The sequence below is a fragment of the Aliirhizobium smilacinae genome, from assembly GCF_006335145.1.
Classification (GTDB): domain Bacteria; phylum Pseudomonadota; class Alphaproteobacteria; order Rhizobiales; family Rhizobiaceae; genus Neorhizobium; species Neorhizobium smilacinae.
In genome coordinates, this window is record NZ_VDMN01000007.1 from 221,453 (window position 1) to 238,942 (window position 17,490).

The window sequence follows — 17,490 nt, forward strand, 5'->3', positions numbered from 1 at the left end:
GTCATCCTGGGGCTTGTCCCTAGAATCTAACCACGTCGCAACATACCGAAACCTGGCAGATGTTCGAGACAAGTCCGAGCAAGACGAAAGAGGGGCTGTCTCGTCCCAAAGCGGAATGACAGCGGGACGAAATCCGCCTCCTGTGCAAAAAACACCATTCACAATCAACCGGCTGGCGAAAATATTCTGCTCCCATCATCCCCGTATGCACAGACGGCCGTAACCTGATCACGTCATTGAACAGGGGGCCGGGTCGCGAACCGGACGACCACGGAGAAGAAATCCGGCGCGAGATGATGGTCGAAAGGCGAAAGGACATGCCGTCAGGGCAAAAGTCCTCGACCGGAAGGGAAAGCGGGGTTCGCATCCTCCGCAAGCCCTTCGGAACGTCTCAAGATCGGGCGGGCAGAATGCCTGACACCAAACCCTAAAACTATCGCACTGCCCGCCTCCCATCTGGCTGGCCGTGACGGCTTCGCCCGTCGCGGTCGCTTGGGCTGCTCTTAAGGGCAGTTCCAAAAACAGGGAATGCTCTCTTCAGACAGGAGGCCGTTATGCTGACCTAAAAAGCATCGCCCCGAAAACCGGCTGGTTTTCGGGGCGATGCCGTTTCAAGAGATGGTCAGCTGCGAGGCCTATTTGGACGACAGGATAAAACTGTTGTCCTTGTCCGCCGGCTTGCCGTCCACCGTGATCGTACCGCCCTCGACCTTGATCGCATGGACGGTTCCGTCGATCGTCAGGTCGGCGGTAAAGCCGTCCCAGCCGGTCGGCAGCGCCGGATCGACGAACAACCGGTCACCCTGACGCTTGATACCGAGGATACCCTCGATCGCTGCGCGGTAGAGCCAGCCGGCAGAACCCGTATACCAGGTCCAGCCACCGCGACCCTGATAGTCACCGGCGCCATAGACGTCGGCGGCAACCACGTAGGGCTCGACCCGATAGGTATCGGCTGCATCGCGCGAAAGCGCATGGTTGATCGGGTTGAGGATCTGGAAGCACTTCCAGGCATCGTCACTGCGCTTGAGCTGCGCCAGTGCCATCACGACCCATATGGCCGCATGGGTATACTGACCGCCGTTCTCGCGGACGCCCGGCGGATAGGCCTTGATATAGCCCGGATCGCGGCGGGTGTTTTCGAACGGCGGCGTGAACAGCCGGATGATGCCGGTCTCTTCGTCCACCAGCTTGTCCATGACCGCATCCATGGCCTGGCCACGGCGCTCGAGATTGCCCTGACCGGACAACACGCTCCACGACTGGCCGAGCGAATCGATACGGCATTCGTCGCTCTTGGCAGAACCGAGCGGCGAGCCATCGTCGAAATAACCGCGACGATAATAGGTGCCGTCCCAGCCATCGGTCTCGAGCGCTTCCTTCAAAGTCTCGATATGCGCCTTCCAGCGGTCGGCACGCTTCTTGTCGCTACGCTTTTCCGCGTAAGGAATGAAGTCGCGCAGCGCTGCAGCCAGGAACCAGCCGAGCCAGACGCTCATGCCGCGACCATTGACGCCGACACGGTTCATGCCGTCGTTCCAGTCGCCACCGAGCATCAGCGGCAGCCCCATGTCGCCGGTGCGGTCGATCGCCAGATCGAGCGCACGCGCCGCATGTTCGTAGAGGCTGCCGATCTCGTTGGTAACCTCCGGCTGGATAAAGGCGTCGTGCTTGCTCTTTTCGAGGATCGGCCCGGAGAGGAACGGAAGTTCCTCTTCGAGCAAGGTCTCGTCGCCCGTAACCGATACATACTGATGCACCGCATAGGCGAGCCAGACCACATCGTCGGAGATCGTCGTACGCACGCCGGCACCGGTATTCGGCAACCACCAATGCATCACGTCGCCTTCACGGAACTGGCGCGAAGCGGCGTTGACGATCTGCCTGCGGGCAAGCGAAGGCTCATGTACGAGGAAGGCCAGCGTATCCTGCAACTGGTCGCGGAAGCCGAATGCACCCGATGCCTGATAGAAGGCGGTTCTAGCCATGATGCGGCAACCGAGCGCCTGATAGGGCAGCCAGTGGTTGACCATGTTGTTGAGCGACTTGTCCGGCGTCGAGATCTTCAGGCGACCGGTGAACTCGTTCCAGAAACCACGGTTTTCCGAAAGCACGCCATCGAACCTTGCGGTCTTCAGCTCAGTGGAAAGCGCAACCGCTTCTTCCTTTGTCGCAGCATCGCCGAGGAAGAAGGTGACTTCTGTCTCCTCGCCCGGCGCAAGCTCCACGTCATAGGCCAGTGCCGCGCATGGATCGCCGTCGAGATCGAGCGATCCGCTCAAGGCGGACCCGCCGATTACCGCTGCCGGCATCTGCACCGAACCGAAGCGGCCGATGAATTCGCGGCGGCTCGCGGTAAAGCCGGACGGCATCTGCGCCATGCCGAGGAAAGCGAAGCGGCTGAAGTTGATGCTGAACGGATTGGTGGCAAACAGCGTGCCCGTCGCTTCGTCGCGTGTCGGCAGGATGAACGGCACCGTCCGTTGCGGATTGGCACCGAGCAGCCATTCGACATAACCGTAAAGCTTGAGCTTTCTGGTTTCCGCACCGGAGTTTCTCATCTTCATGTGAGAGAACTTGGCGTGACGCGTGCGGTCGACGGTCTGCGTCACCTCAATCTTCAGCCCGTCCTCTTCCGAAGAGAAGACCGAATAACCGAGGCCGTGACGCGCTTCGAACAGGACTTCCGGACGACGCGAGAGTGCGGCGAAGGGTGTGTAAACCTTGCCCGTTTCCGTGTCGGAGACGTAGAAACCCTCGCCCGGACGGTTGATGACGAGATCGTTGGTCCACGGCGTCAGCTGGTAGTCGCGCGAGTTTTCCGCCCAGGTGAAGCCAGAGCCTTCTGCCGAGACGTGGAAGCCGAACGTGTCGTTGGAGATGACGTTGATCCACGGATGCGGCGTCGACTGGCCACCATTGAGGTGAACGACATATTCGCCGCCGTCTTCCGAAAAGCCGCCGATACCGTTCCAGAAGTCGAGATCTGTCGGTTCCTTCGGCAACACCTCCGGCGCGGCGAAGATTTCGCCGTTCAAGAGCGGACGACGATCGGCTTCGATCTGCTGTTCCGTTGCCGGCGCGAAGATCGTGCTGGTACGGTTCAGCTGGTCGCCGAACTGGCCGTTGCGGGCATGCAGGACGACGCGCGACGCGGCGATGAGACCATCGGCGCCGGCACCTTCCAGAAGATCGCGGCGCAGCGTGAACACGTGCTGGCGTCCGCCTTCCTGGCCCATGCGGGTGGCCATCTGTTCGATCGACTGCTGCATGTCCTGCGCGTCTTCGGCAGCTCTTTCGTTGAAGATCACCAGATCGGTGACGACGCCGCGCGAGCGCAGATATTGCTGCGCCAGGATCGCTTCCTTGGCGACAGGCATGTCGCTTTCGTCATTGATCCTGAGCGTGAAGATCGGAAGGTCGCCGGAAACAGACGAGGCCCACAGACCCGACTGCGCCTGCATGCCGGCCTGCAGCGTCTGCTGGTCGGCGCGAAGCTGCATGTCGGGATAGACGAGATAACGGGCCAGATGCTGGAACGCCGCGGCATCCTGCGAGGTAACGCCGAGATGGCGCATCTGCATCTGGGTCCGTGTCCAGGCCTGGGTCAGCTCGTTCTGGAAGGTTTCGGCATGGCGATAATGCTCAATCGCCTTGTCGAGATCTTCGCGCTTCGGTGCGGCGATCGTCCAGAAGATGACGCTCACCTTCTTGCCCGCCGGAACCCGGACGCTGCGGCGCAGCGACAGGATCGGGTCGAGCGTGAAGCCGTCAGTATTCGACAGGGACGCACCCGGATCGAAAGCCGCAGCCTCCGACAGCGTACGGCCGCGGCCGAGGAACTTGCGGCGGTCGGTCTCGTATTCGGTCGGGCGCGACGCACCGGAACTGTCGGCGGCCAGATGTGCCACCAGCATGTCAGGTTCACTGTGATCGCGCTTGTTGCGCCAGGCGCGGATCACGTCGCCGCGCTTGCCGATCTCGGTGTTGATGAACATGCGCGAGAAGACCGGGTGACCGCTATCGCCGTCATCACCGGCGATCACCGGTTCCATATAGGACGTCACTTCGATGAAGCGGTCCTCGGTACCCATGTTGAGCAGCGTCACGCGACGGCCTTCGGCATCGTGCTCGGTGCCGACAATGACTTCGACCGTGCTGGTCAGGTCGCCGACCGTCTTGTGGAATTCGGCCTTGTCGTCGCCGAATACGGTTTTCGACTGTTCGCCTTCCGCACGGCGCGGCTCGGACGTGGTCGACCACCAGTCGTTCGTCGCGGTGTCGCGCAGGAAGATGAACTGACCCCAGCGATCCTCGGTCGGATCGGGCTTCCAGCGGGAAACGGACAGGCCGTTCCAGCGCGAATAACCCGAACCGGTCGCCGTCAGCATCAGCGAGTAGTGACCGTTGGAGAGCAGGACCAGTTCGCGGTCCTTGGTCGCCGGGTTGTTGATCGTGCGGATTTCCGGACGCAGCAGCTCGCCGCCGCCGGTGCCCGGCTTTTCCTCGTGCTTGGCGCTCATCACAGGGATGTCGCGCGGTGCCTTTTCCTGCAGCAGCAGTTCGGCTGCCTCGATTACCGGATCGGCGTGGAAGAGTTCACGCAGCAGGCCGTTCATCACGACGTTGGCGACAGCCGCGATCGACATGCCATGGTGGTGGGCATAATAGTTGTAGACGACGGCGCAGCGTTTGCCTTCCGGCACGCGGGTCGGCGTGAAATCGACCGCGTCGTGGAAGCCATAGATGCCGAGCGCACCGAGATCGCGCAGTTCGGCAAGGTTTTCGACGGCTGCCGTCGGATCGTACTGGCTGGCGAGGATCGACGCATAGGGTGCGATGACGGCATTCTGGCCAAGACCGCGCTTCAGGCCGAGCGTCGGCACACCGAAATTGGTGTACTGGTAGTGCATCTGATGGTCGAGCGCGTTGAACGCCGCTTCCGAAATCCCCCACGGCGTGCCGAGACGGCGGCCATGATTGATCTGTTCCTTGACGATCAGGTTGTTGGTCTGGTTGAGAATACCGCCCTGGCGCTCCTGCATGACGAGCGGCGGCATCAGGTATTCGAACATCGAACCCGACCACGAGACCAGCGCGCCGCGCGCCCCGATCGGTACGACGTGACGGCCGAGCTTGTACCAGTGCTCGTTGGGCAGATCGCCCTTGGCGATGCCGAACAGGCTGGTCAGGCGCGCTTCCGATGCCAGAAGGTCGTAGCAGGCTTCATCGACTTCGTTGCTTTCGACCCGGTAACCGATCGACAGAAGACGGCGGTCCTTGCGGAACACGAACTTGAAGTCCATCGCAAAGGCGATCTTGCGAGCCTTGTCGCGCAACACGGCGAGACGGTCACGCAACTCCTCGACATTGGCATTGTCGAAGGTCGAATCGGCAATATGCGATTCGCAGACGGCGACCAGCGAGGCAGACCACTTGATGACTTCCTCGCTCTGCGCCGAACGCACTTCATGGTCGAGGTTGACGGCAAGCTTCTGGATATCGCGGGCGAGAACCGAAAGGTTGATGATGCGGATCGAGGCGAACTCGTGCTCGCGCTTGACGGCGGCAAGCGCGTTGGCAAAGCCGATGATCCGCTCTTCCAGCCGGCGGCGCAGCGGGCGAACCGTCTTGCGATCGTCGGGAAGCGCCTTCAACGTTTCGCCGAGAATGCCGGCAACGTCGCCAATACCGTCGAGATTGCCCTGCAGATGCGCGGACGGCGCTTCCGCCCAGACACGGCAGGCCGAAGAAATGGCGATCAGGTGGCCGGCGAAGTTGCCGCTATCGACCGACGATACGTAACGCGGCGTCAGCGGCTTCAACGTGTCGGTATGGTACCAGTTGAACATGTGGCCACGGAACTTGTCCGCACGCTCGACGGTCGCAAGCGTCTGCTCCAGACGTTCGATCGTCTCGGCGAAGCTGATCCAGCCGAAATGCCGCGCCGAGATCGTCGACAGCAGATAGACGCCGATATTGGTCGGCGAGGTCCGCTTGGCGATCGAAGGGTTCGGCTTTTCCTGGTAGTTGTCCGGCGGCAGGTAGTTCTGTTCCGGCGTGACGAACATTTCGAAATAACGCCAGGTGCGGCGCGCGATCTTGCGCAGCTCGATCGAGACGTTTTCCGGCACGAACAGCTTGTCTTCCGTCTCGGCCGACTGGCTGACATACCAGGCAAGGAGCGGCGAGAAAATCCACAGGATGGCGAACGGAATGCCGACGAGGAAGGCATTGTCGCCCGGAATGGCGGCCAGCACGATGCTGAGCACGGCAATTGCCGGCGCATGCCACATGGCGCGGTAATAATCGGTCGGGCTGCCCTGCGCGTTCGACTGGATCGAGGCAGCAGTCTTCCATTCCAGCATCAGCTTGCGGGAAACGAACAGACGATAGAGCGAACGCCCGATCGCATCGGTCATGATGCAGGCAGAATCGGCGATGAAGACGATGCGGAGCGCAACCTGCGCATTTGTCGAGCGCACGTCGGTCCATACGGAATAGAAATGCGCCTTGGCGACATTGTCGCTCGAGCGCGGCAGAAGATTGGTCAGCAGCGAAATCGTCGGAGCGACGAACAGCGAGAAGATCAGCAGGATCTGCCAGATCAGCGCGCCGAGCGGGTCCATGAAATACCAGCCGAGCACGGACGCGAAGAACCACGCGATCGGGGTGAGCGATCGGCGCAGGTTGTCGAGCATCTTCCAGCGGCCAAGCGCGGTAACGCCCCGCTTCGCATCGATGATATAGGGAATGAGCTGCCAGTCGCCGCGGGCCCAGCGATGCTGGCGCGAAACTTCGACTTCGTAACGGGTCGGATAATCCTCAACCAGTTCGACATCGGTGACGAGAGCGCAACGCGCGAAAGACCCTTCGAGAAGGTCATGGGAGAGAACCGCGTTCTCTTCGATACGGCCCTTCAGCGACGCCTCGAAGGCATCGACGTGATAGAGGCCCTTGCCGGTGAACGAACCTTCGGCGGTCAGATCCTGATAGACGTCGGAAACGGCAAAGACGTAAGGGTCGAGACCGCGGCCGACCGAAAAGACGCGCTGGAAGACCGAGGCTTCCGTACCCGTCGTCAGCGACGGGGTGACGCGCGGCTGCATCAGGCCGTAGCCCTTTATCACCTGGTTGGTCTCAGGATCGAGAACCGGGCGGTTGATCGGATGATGCATCTTGCCGACCAGCTTGGTCGCCGCATCACGGATGAGGCGGGTATCGGCATCGAGCGTCATCACATACTGGACATCTGCCGGAACCGTATTGGCGCCCTGCAGATAGGTCGTGTCGCGGTCGCCGCGCAGAAGCAGGTTCAGCTCGTGCAGCTTGCCGCGCTTGCGCTCCCAGCCCATCCAAACGCCTTCATTCGCATTGAACAGGCGGCGACGGTGCAGCAGGAAGAAGCGGTCGCTTGTGACCTCTTCCTTGTAGCGCGCATTGAGGGCCACGATTTCGCGCTTGGCATAATCGAGGATTTCGAGATCGGCCTCGGTCTGCTCCAGCTTGCTGTCGCGCCAGTCGGAAAGCAGCGAGAAGTAGATTTCGCCCTGCGGGTTGGCCAGATAATGGACTTCAAGATTGCGCACCAGTTCATCGACCGTATCGCGGTCGGTGATCAGACACGGCACGACGACGAGCGTCTTTGCCTCTTCCGGAATGCCTTCCTTGAACTCGTAACCGACCAGACGTGCCGGCTTGACGAAATAGGTGACGACCGTATTGAACAGGCCGGTCGCACCTTCGGACGCCGGAAGCGCGAACATCAGGAGCAGGAAGAAGACGACGATCAGCGGGATAGCGGCCTGAACCAGGAAATAGCCGGTCAGCGCCAGCGCCAGAACCGTCAGCAGGATCACCGGCCCGGCAATGGCAAACCAGTTGAGGCGGCGATAGGCGCGCACGGCGCGCTGCAACAACGGCGGCTTGTAGCCGACGGCAGCTTCCAGTTCCTTGCGATGGCGGCCGACGATGAAGGCTGCGACATTGGTCTCGCGCACATCGGGATCTTTTGCAGCCGCTTCCGTCGCCAGCTTGATGGCAGCCTGGGTGACTTCCGCTTCACTGCGCTTGGAAAGCCGGGCAAGCTTTTCGATGCGGTTGCGATAGGCGTTGCGCGAACCGAAATCGAGCGCTTCGTAATCGGTATGCTCGCGGAACAGCTTGTCGATCTGCGAAACGTCCTCGAACCAGACGCTCCATTCCGTATCGATGATCAGACGCAGGCTCTTAATGATATTGCCCATCGTCACGTTGCCGGACGAAAGACGGCTCTGTTCCGACTGCGTCACCGTCTCGACGTCGGTACCGGCGGCGGCAAGGCGCTTTTCCAGCCATGTCGTCGCAAAGGTGGTGGATTGCGAGGCATTGCGCATGCGGTAGAGGAACTGCGCCGCAAACGTATTGTCGCGGACAAGATCCTCGACCCCGGCAAGCACCTTGGCGCTTTCCGTTTCGTCGTTCAGGCGGATGATTTCGTCGGCGACGTCATTGGCGCGCTTGCGCATGTTGCGCGAACGGTCCACGCGGGTCGCGATACGGCGCAGGTTCTCGATCAGCACGAAGCGGATGAAAGACGGCAGCGCCCAGAGCTCGCCGATCTCCAGCGGTTCGTTTTCCTGAAAACCCTCGACCATGGCGGCCAGCGTTTCGCGGTTCACGCCGCTATGGGTGTGGGCCACATAAAGCCAGGCAAGCGCCAGAACGCGTGGAATTTTCTGCCCCTGCACGACGCGGGTCGGCAATTGCTTGAAGAACTTCTTGGGAAAATCGCGCCGGACTTCCTGGATCGCTTCCTCGACGATGTAATAATTGTCGAGCAGCCATTCGGCAGCCGGCGTGATCGAGGCGCCCGCATCGACATCCAGTGCGGCGGCCCGGTAGACGCGAAGGATTTCCTTCTCGTTGTCGGAATGCTGCTGGAAGAATTCGAAGGACATGAAGCCGGGAAGCTCGCCGTTTTCCCCGCGACCGAGCTGCACTCCGCAGTCCCTGAGGTCTTCTATCGTGAGATAGGTGGCGCGGATCGAATCATTGTGATCGATCTGCTTGACCTCTGTTTCGCGCGAGGAGCCTGGCATCGAAGTATCAAGGGACATGGACACGCTTCTGAATAAGGATTCGGGGTTTATCGGCCAAATTGCTCGGGCCTACGCCGGAGAACCGTGCCGCCATTGAGGAAATGGCAGCAGGATCCGATGCAATCCGCGCGAAGGGAGATAGAGGCCGGCTACAATATTGCAAACGAAACACACCAACTATCGCCAGCCACAGTTCGGATTGACACATTATAAGCCATTAACTCTCACAGCCTGAATAAAGGCTGAACGGATTCAATCGTTTGATTATGGGAAGAAAACCGTAGGCCCGACGAACACTCGATTGGCGCTCGACGATCGATGCGCTATACCCTCGCCTTCTCTTGGGCGAAGGCATCGAAAGGCATCAGGATGACGCTGCGATTTTCAAACGACATGGCTGACGTGGTCGCTATTCGCCGGCATCTGCATGAAAATCCCGAGCTTGGCCTTTCCGAATTCAACACATCGGACTTCATCGCGGCAAAGCTTGAGGAATAGGGTTACGAAGTGACCCGCGGCCTCGCCAGGACCGGTGTCGTCGCGACCCTGCGCAATGGCAACGGCACCCGCTCCGTCGGCATTCGCGCCGATATCGACGCCCTGCCGATCACCGAGGAAACGGGAGCCGAATACGCGAGCAAGAACAAGGGCGTGATGCATGCCTGCGGTCATGACGGACACACGGCCATGCTGCTCGGCGCCGCAAAAATCCTTGCTGAACGAAAGAATTTCGACGGCACGATCCATCTGATCTTCCAGCCAGCCGAGGAAAATTTCGGCGGTGCAAAGATCATGATCGACGAGGGCCTGTTCGACAGGTTCCCTTGCGATGCCGTCTTCGGCATGCACAATGATCCGGGCATGCCTTTCGGCAAGGTCTTCGTCAAGGACGGTCCGTTAATGGCAGCGGTCGATGAATGCCGCATCATCGTCAATGGTCATGGTGGTCACGGCGCCGACCCGCATGCAGCAAAGGACCCGATCGTTGCCGGCGCCAGCATCATCATGGCGCTACAAACTGTCGTATCGCGCAACATCCACCCGCTCGATCCGGCCGTCGTCACTGTCGGCGCCTTCAACGCCGGCATCGCCAGCAACGTCATTCCCGAACGGGCGGAAATGGTCATCACCATCCGCTCCTTCGATCCGAAGGTGCGCGACAAGCTGGAAGAACGCATCCGCGGAATCGCGGAAGGCCAAGCAGCAAGCTACGGCATGACGGCGACGGTCAAATACGACCGCGGTTACGAGGCCACCATCAATCACACGACGGAGACCGATTTTGTCCGGGATCTGGCGAAAAAGGTGGTCGGCGCGGAAAATGTTGCCGAGATCGAGCGCCCGATGATGGGGGCTGAAGACTTCGCCTATATGCTCGCGGAGCGGCCCGGGAGCTATTTCTTCCTCGGCACGGCAAAGACCGAGAAAGATCCCTCGCTGCATCATCCGCGTTTCGACTTCAACGACGACGCACTGCCGATCGGCGTCAATCTGTGGGTCGAATTGGCTGAGACATATCTGGCGGAGAAGTAGGATCACTCGGCAGCAGATGATGTGACCGCCGAGATAGCATCACACTCTGCCGTCATGCTTGGGCATGTCCCGAGCATCTACTGATGCCGAATTGTTGGAAATGCGATCAAATCCTCGGGACAAGCCCGAGGATGACGTTAAGCAGGCGGCGCTCCCAGAATTAGAAAATTCCGAGCGTAACCGCGCCGACGAAAACGAAGGCGGCGACGGCGATTGCCAGATGGGTAGCGGACTGCCAGCTGCCGAACACCGAGTGGCGGTGGGAAAGCGATCGTGTCTGAACATTCGTATGCCGCATGATCTTTCCTCCAGGCTTTGTCACCAGTCGTCGGGTGATGACTGATGCTACCTAATCCCTATCAAGTTGGTAGAGATAAAGTTCCAAGCAAGACGAGCGGATTGGAAAATCCTTTTCCGTTAATGCCTGTATTGTGGCGTTAACGGTTTATTATGCCTCCGGTTCCACTGGCGCCTTTTTCCAGCCTCAATCCGGGTTCCGCTCGAGCGCCATCCGGAAGATGTCTCCATCGACATTTCCACCCGAGCAGACGGCAATGACCGTATCACCCAGCAACTCGCCATGGAAAAGTGCGGCGGCCAGAGCCACCGCTCCACCCGGCTCGACGACGATTTTCAGCCGGCTGAAGGCAAGCGCCATCGCCTTCAGAGCCTCGTCTTCGGTGACGACCAGCCCTGCGCCGCAAAGCTTCGACATGATCGGAAAGGTGATGTTTCCCGGCTGCGGCGTGATGATCGCATCGCAGAGCGAGCCGGATTGCGTCGCGTTCTTCTCGATCTTTCCCGATACCAGCGAACGCGTGACGTCGTCGAACCCTTCCGGTTCGCAAGGATGGACGATGAAGCTCGGTGCCTTGGCGGCCAGCGCCAGAGAGACACCGGAAATGAAGCCACCGCCACCGGTCGGAACGAGAACATCGGCCTTGTCGATGCCGAGTTCGTTAGCCTGTTCGGCGATTTCCAGACCCGCTGTTCCCTGCCCTGCGATCACCAGCGGCTCGTCGAAGGGCTTGATCAGCGTCAGCTCGCGCTCGGCCGAAAGGCGCGCACCGATGGCATCCCGGTCTTCGGTCGCGCGGTCGTAAAGCACGACTTCGGCCCCATAGGCGCGGGTATTCTCGATCTTGATGCGTGGCGCATCGCCCGGCATGATGATGACAGCCGCAATGCCGTGCAGCTTTGCGGCAAGGGCCACGCCCTGCGCATGATTGCCGGAAGAAAACGCAATCACGCCCTTCGCACGGATTTCCGGTGGCAGGCCAGAGATTGCCGACCATGCGCCGCGGAACTTGAACGATCCCGTATGCTGCAGGCATTCAGGTTTGACGAAAATCCGCCGGCCGGCGATCTCGTCAAGGAAGGGCGAAGACAGCAGCGGCGTGCGGCGGACATGGCCGTCGAGACGGACTCGGGCGGCTTCGATCATGGCAATATCGGTCATGGAAATCCCAAAGCAGAGAGCGAATGGCAAAAACCTATTATCGACCCGGCGGCAGGTAAAGCAGCTCGCAATGAGAAGATTGTCACCCTGTCAATTCAGCGCGACAGCATGGCGCCGACCTTCACCACCGCCTTGATGGGCAGGTGGTCCGATGCCAGTCGCGAGAGCGGCGTGTCATGGGTCTCGACCCGGTCGATCAGACCCGGCCGGTTGGCCATGATCCGGTCGAGCGCCAGAACCGGCAGCCGCGAAGGAAAGCTCGGCACCGCGGATGGCAGGCCGAACACGGTCGCCAGCGTGTTGAGCGAAGAGCGGTTGCCCAGCCGCCATTCGTTGAGATCGCCCATCAGCACGGTCGGATGTTCCTCGCGAGCGCTGAGGATATCGAGGATCATCCGGGCTTGCTGCTGGCGGGAGCGGTTGAGCAGCCCAAGATGCGCGGCAATCACACGGAACGTGTGACCATCCTTCAGATCGAGTTCCGCCATCAGCGCACCGCGCGGCTCAAGCCCCGGAAGCTTGACCTGATGCACGTCGCGCACCGCGCCTTCGCGGAAGAAAACGACATTGCCATGCCAGCCATGCGCCATGGCAACGCCGGAGACAGGTACGGGGCAAAGTCCCGTTTCCCTTTCCATCCAGCTGAGGTCGAGAAGTCCGCGACGTTCGCCGAACCGCGTGTCGGCCTCTTGCAGCGCGATGATATCGGCACCGATCTCGCGGATCACCTGGGCGATCCGGCCCGGATCGAACTTGCCGTCTACCCCGACGCATTTATGCACATTGTAGGACGCAACCAGCAGGCCGGATGACGGATCATGCGGCGCGTGCCCCCCGCCCCGGTTCTTGCGGGCGCGGATCGACGCGATGATGCTTGCCGGCAGGGTTGTACGTTTTTCATGCATCGTCGTTGGTTCTTCAAATTACACCGACGCAAGCCACGCCGACAGATACAAATTACAGATAGGGTGACCCCAACCAGAGCACCCGTTCAAGGAAGCGTTTTGCAAATGGTCGTGAACGCAGGCCATGCAGCGTCACCTCCTCCGCAGAGGAAATAGCCAGATCGACCCTTCGTTCCAATGCTTCGGCAAAACTGCGATCGAAAACCTCGAGATCGACCTCGAAATTGAGCCTCAGCGAGCGGGGATCGATGTTGGAGGAACCGACATAGGACCAGCAGCCGTCGATTGCCATCAACTTGGAATGATTGAACGGCCCGGAGGCCCGCCAGATGCGGCAGTAGTTTTTCAGCATCTGGTCGAACTGCGCCGTCATAGCAAGGTCGACGAGTTTCAGGTTGTTGGTGCTCGGCACGACGATATCGACCACCACCCCGCGCCGCGCCGCGGTGATCAGCGCCGTAATCAGTTCGCGGTCGGGCAGGAAATAGGGAGAGACGATCCGGATCGACGACCGGGCAATGGAAAAGGCGCCCATCAGCATCTTCTGGTTCGTCTCGACGCTGCGATCCGGGCCGGAGGATACGGTGCGCATGACGGTCGGCGCGCCGGGCTCGGTATCCGGTGCCGGCACCTTCCACGCGTCGCCTTCCAGCCTTTCGTCGGTCGAGAACTGCCAGTCGGCAGCGGCGATCGCCAGAAGATCGGCAACCACAGGCCCGGTTACCCGGAAATGCGTGTCGGCGGCACATTTCTCACCACTGAATTCGCAGGAAAATGCCTCGCGGATATTCATGCCACCGGTAAACGCGACCGCACCGTCGATGACCATGATCTTGCGGTGAGTGCGCAGGTTGGCATAAGGCATGCGCAGGCCGGTGATGACGTTGCCGTTAAACACGTCGACGGTAACGCCGCCTTCGCGCAGCATGCCGAGCACGCTCGGAACCGAATAACGAGCGCCGACAGCATCGATCAGCACGCGCACCTCGACGCCGCGTCCGGCCGCTGCACTCAGCGCCGCGATAAACCGCCTGCCGATCCGGTCGCGGTCGAAAATATAGGTTTCCAACAGCAGGGAACGCTTTGCACCCTCGATCGCCTCCAGCATGGCACGATAGGCAGCATCGCCATTGTCGAAGGCCGATATGCCGTTTCCGGTGGTCAGATGATGCCGGGTGACGCGGTCACCGAGCGTCTTCATCGCCCGAAAACGATAACCGAAGTCTCGGACGACCTGATCGTCCGTCGCGTCGTAGGAGGCGAAGTCGGCGCGCTCGGTGCCCTGCAGCAGCGAGCGCCGGTCACCGATGACGTTGCGGCGGATGCGGTTGATGCCAGCAATGAGATAAAATGCGGCACCGACGATCGGCGACAGGATGATGACGCCGACCCAGCCGACAGCGGAACGGACCTCTTCCTTCGTCATTGTTGCATGCACGGCTGCGGAAGCCCCGGCCACAATCGAAATGATAAAGAGGATATGTGGCCAATAGGCTTGTGCGATCGAGATCATGGCGTCGAATATAGGGACGCCATGGCTCTCGGCAATTGGACAATCACCGCCTTATGCGGTGAGTTGCTTGGCAAATGTCTCCAGCCCACGCTCGACCTTGTCGAACATCGTATCGACCTGTTCATCGGTGATGATCATCGGCGGGCAGAATGCCATCGAATCGCCGATCGCGCGGCTGATGACGCCCTCTTCCATCAACAGAGGCACAAGCTTGGCACCGAGCTGGCCCGCAGTGAACCCTTCGCGCGGGGCAAGCTCGAAGGCGCCGATCAGGCCGACGCCACGCGTTTCGATCACAAGCGGATTTTCGCCGATCGTCTTCAGCCGCGCCAGGAACTTCGGGCTGAGCGCCTTGACGTTGCCGACGAGATCGCGCTCCTCGATGATGGCGATATTTTCCAGTGCGACGGCGGCGGCGACCGGATGGCCTGCAGCCGTGACGCCATGGCCGAACGTGCCGATCTTCGCCGATTCATCGGCCAGCGGCTGGTAGACGTTCTCGTTGATCAGCAGTGCGGAAATCGGCTGGTAAGACGAGGAAATCTGCTTCGACAGCGTGATCATGTCAGGCTGCAGATCGAATGTCGTTGTGCCGAACATGTTGCCGGTGCGGCCGAAACCGCAGATGACTTCGTCAGCGATGAACAGCACGTCGTATTTCTTCAGAACCTTCTGAATCGCTTCCCAATAGCCGGCCGGCGGCACGATGACGCCGCCCGCCCCCATGACCGGCTCACCGATAAAGGCTGCAACCGTATCCGGGCCTTCCTTCAGGATCAGGTCTTCCAGATCCTGCGCGCAGCGCTCGACGAACTGGGCTTCGGTCTCGCCTTCCGTCTTGAACACGCGGTAATGCGGGCAGCTCGTGTGCAGCACGCGGGCGAGCGGCAGGTCGAAGGAACGGTGGTTGTTGGGCAGGCCCGTCAGGCTGGCAGATGCGATGGTGACGCCGTGATAGCCCTTGGTGCGGGAAATGATCTTCTTCTTGTCCGGCTTTCCAAGAGCGTTGGACCGATACCAGACGATCTTCATCGCCGTGTCATTGGCTTCTGATCCCGAGTTGGTGAAATAGGCCTTAGACATTGGCACCGGCGCCATCTGGATCAGCTTTTCCGCAAGCTCGACCGAAGGACTGTGCGTCCGCGCCGTGAACGTGTGGTAATAAGGCAGCTTCGCCATCTGCTTGGCTGCAGCTTCCACCAGCCGGTTTTCACCGAAGCCGACGCCGACGCTCCACAGGCCGGCCATGCCCTCGATATACTGCTTGCCGGCATTGTCGTAGACATAGATGCCCTCGCCGCGCTCGATCACCAGCGCGCCATCGCGCTCCAGCGCCCGTGCGTTCGTGTAGGAATGCAGATGGTAGGCCTTGTCACGGGCCTCGAGGGAATTGGGCTGGATCGTCACGGGCTGTTCTCCTGTCGCACGAACGCGAATAGGAAATTCATAAGAGGAATTAAGCGGAATTCCAGCCCTTAGACACGATTTAATCGAGCCCGCCGTTTAAAATAATTGACGGGCTCATGAGCAAATTTCATACACTCGCTTATCGCAGCGTCATCGCCGCAATCGGTGGCTCTGCGGAAGCCGGGATCGGGCTCTTGTAATCCTGACCCTTGTGCCGGCGCTTGAGATCGGCCCAGGCCGCCTCGCGCAGCGGCTCGCTTGTCATCGCTGCCAGCCCGGTGGCAGCCATCGCCTTTGCAACGGATGCCATGCCCTTATGAGCTAGCGCGCTCTTTCCCTGTGCCACCACCTGCCAGGTATGAAGTTGCGTCCCGATCGCCAGCGTCGCGCCATAGGCCTGCACGGTCGGCACGACCCAGCTGACATCGCCCACATCGGTGGAACCACCCATCTGGCGAACTTCGCTGTGAGCCGGCAGGATGAAGTCGGCGAGCGGGATGTCCCGCTGCTCAAGGCGTTCCTGCGCCCAGCTGGCTGCAACGTCTTCCGGTGTCAGGGTGGAGCGGATCTTTTCCGCAAATTCGACATCCGCCTCATCGAACGTCGGCGGCCCCATGCTGTCCCAGATGTCCTGCATCGTGTCCATCAGCGGCGTATTCACCACAAGGTTGGAGACCCCCGCCAGAGTGACGGCCTCGACCTTGGTTTCGGTCATCAATGCGGCACCCTCGGCCACCTTCTTCACCCGTTCGATAAGCGCGAAAAGGCCGGAAAGCTCAGGCGCGCGCACGACGTAACGGACCTTCGCATGGGCCTGAACGACGTTGGGCGAAATTCCGCCGGCATCCAGAACAGCGTAGTGGATACGGCATTCGGACGGCATATGTTCGCGCATATAATTGACACCGACGCTCATCAGTTCGACGGCATCGAGCGCGCTGCGGCCCAGTTCCGGCACAGCCGCCGCATGAGCAGCACGGCCGGTGAAGGTGAAATCGATGCGGCAATTGGCAAGCGACGTTTCTCGCTGCACGCCGGCAAAGTTGCTCGGATGCCAGCTAATGGCGATATCGACATCGGAAAAAGCGCCGTCGCGGACCATGAACGCCTTGGCGGCACCGCCTTCTTCCGCCGGGCAGCCGTAATACCGCACCCGACCGGGCGTGCCCGTCTGTTCGAGCCAGTCCTTGAGCGCGGTCGCGGCCAGAAGCGACGCCGAACCAAGCAGGTTGTGCCCGCAGCCATGACCGTTCGCATTCGCTACCAGCGGATCGTGTTCGATGGCGCCCGCCTTCTGGCTGAGGCCGGCAAGTGCATCATATTCGCCGAGAAAAGCGATGACCGGGCCATCCCTGCCTGCTTCACCCATGACGGCGGTCGGAATGTTGGCAACCGCATCGGTGATCCGGAATCCCTGCGCTTCCAGCATCTCACGATGGGCAGCTGCAGACTGGGTTTCCATGTAGCAAGTTTCAGGCGTTTCCCAGACCTGGTTGGCCAATTCGGCGAACACTTCCGTCTTGCGATCCACGATATCCCAGACGAGAGGGAGGTTTGAATTACCTTCAGTCATGAAACAGCCGCCTTGAGCTT

At 60.5% G+C, this 17,490-nt stretch carries 7 protein-coding genes and 1 pseudogene; 1 reads left to right on the forward strand and 7 read right to left on the reverse strand.

Annotated features, from left to right (window positions below; translation table 11 throughout):
* Positions 1 to 635: 635 nt before the first annotated feature.
* Positions 636 to 9,098, reverse strand: coding sequence for a GH36-type glycosyl hydrolase domain-containing protein (locus tag FHP24_RS24420; protein WP_139678848.1), 8,463 nt, complete (start codon positions 9,096 to 9,098; stop codon positions 636 to 638).
* A 375-nt stretch (positions 9,099 to 9,473) separates the two neighbouring features.
* On the opposite strand from FHP24_RS24420, the pseudogene FHP24_RS24425 reads away from it, so the two are divergent.
* A pseudogene (locus FHP24_RS24425) lies at positions 9,474 to 10,613 on the forward strand (M20 aminoacylase family protein).
* Positions 10,614 to 10,773: 160 nt separating this feature from the next.
* Here the strand turns inward: FHP24_RS24425 and FHP24_RS28845 are convergent.
* The 6 genes from FHP24_RS28845 to FHP24_RS24450 form a co-directional block, all read right to left on the reverse strand.
* Positions 10,774 to 10,911 carry a hypothetical protein gene (locus FHP24_RS28845; RefSeq protein ID WP_180356111.1) on the reverse strand — a complete coding sequence of 46 codons (138 nt, stop codon included), beginning with the start codon at positions 10,909 to 10,911 and terminating at the stop codon, positions 10,774 to 10,776.
* A 186-nt stretch (positions 10,912 to 11,097) separates the two neighbouring features.
* On the reverse strand, positions 11,098 to 12,072 hold the full coding sequence (locus tag FHP24_RS24430) for a threonine ammonia-lyase (RefSeq protein WP_139678849.1): 975 nt from the start codon (positions 12,070 to 12,072) through the stop codon (positions 11,098 to 11,100).
* 95 nt (positions 12,073 to 12,167) lie between these two features.
* On the reverse strand, positions 12,168 to 12,977 hold the full coding sequence (locus FHP24_RS24435) for an endonuclease/exonuclease/phosphatase family protein (protein ID WP_139678850.1): 810 nt from the start codon (positions 12,975 to 12,977) through the stop codon (positions 12,168 to 12,170).
* A 52-nt stretch (positions 12,978 to 13,029) separates the two neighbouring features.
* A complete protein-coding gene (locus tag FHP24_RS24440; protein WP_139678851.1) occupies positions 13,030 to 14,490 on the reverse strand; it encodes a phospholipase D-like domain-containing protein in 1,461 nt (486 codons plus the stop codon).
* Positions 14,491 to 14,541: 51 nt separating this feature from the next.
* Positions 14,542 to 15,897 carry an aspartate aminotransferase family protein gene (locus tag FHP24_RS24445; protein ID WP_139678852.1) on the reverse strand — a complete coding sequence of 452 codons (1,356 nt, stop codon included), beginning with the start codon at positions 15,895 to 15,897 and terminating at the stop codon, positions 14,542 to 14,544.
* Positions 15,898 to 16,036: 139 nt separating this feature from the next.
* A complete protein-coding gene (locus FHP24_RS24450) occupies positions 16,037 to 17,470 on the reverse strand; it encodes a M20 family metallopeptidase (protein WP_139678853.1) in 1,434 nt (477 codons plus the stop codon).
* Positions 17,471 to 17,490 lie beyond the last annotated feature (20 nt).

What these genes read in the sequence shown, in the direction of transcription:
- FHP24_RS24420 (WP_139678848.1), bottom strand. Translation starts at nt 9,098, where the DNA reads ATGTCCCTTGATACTTCGATGCCAGGCTCCTCGCGCGAAACAGAGGTC.
- FHP24_RS28845 (WP_180356111.1), bottom strand. Translation starts at nt 10,911, where the DNA reads ATGCGGCATACGAATGTTCAGACACGATCGCTTTCCCACCGCCACTCG.
- FHP24_RS24430 (WP_139678849.1), bottom strand. Translation starts at nt 12,072, where the DNA reads ATGACCGATATTGCCATGATCGAAGCCGCCCGAGTCCGTCTCGACGGC.
- FHP24_RS24435 (WP_139678850.1), bottom strand. Translation starts at nt 12,977, where the DNA reads ATGCATGAAAAACGTACAACCCTGCCGGCAAGCATCATCGCGTCGATC.
- FHP24_RS24440 (WP_139678851.1), bottom strand. Translation starts at nt 14,490, where the DNA reads ATGATCTCGATCGCACAAGCCTATTGGCCACATATCCTCTTTATCATT.
- FHP24_RS24450 (WP_139678853.1), bottom strand. Translation starts at nt 17,470, where the DNA reads ATGACTGAAGGTAATTCAAACCTCCCTCTCGTCTGGGATATCGTGGAT.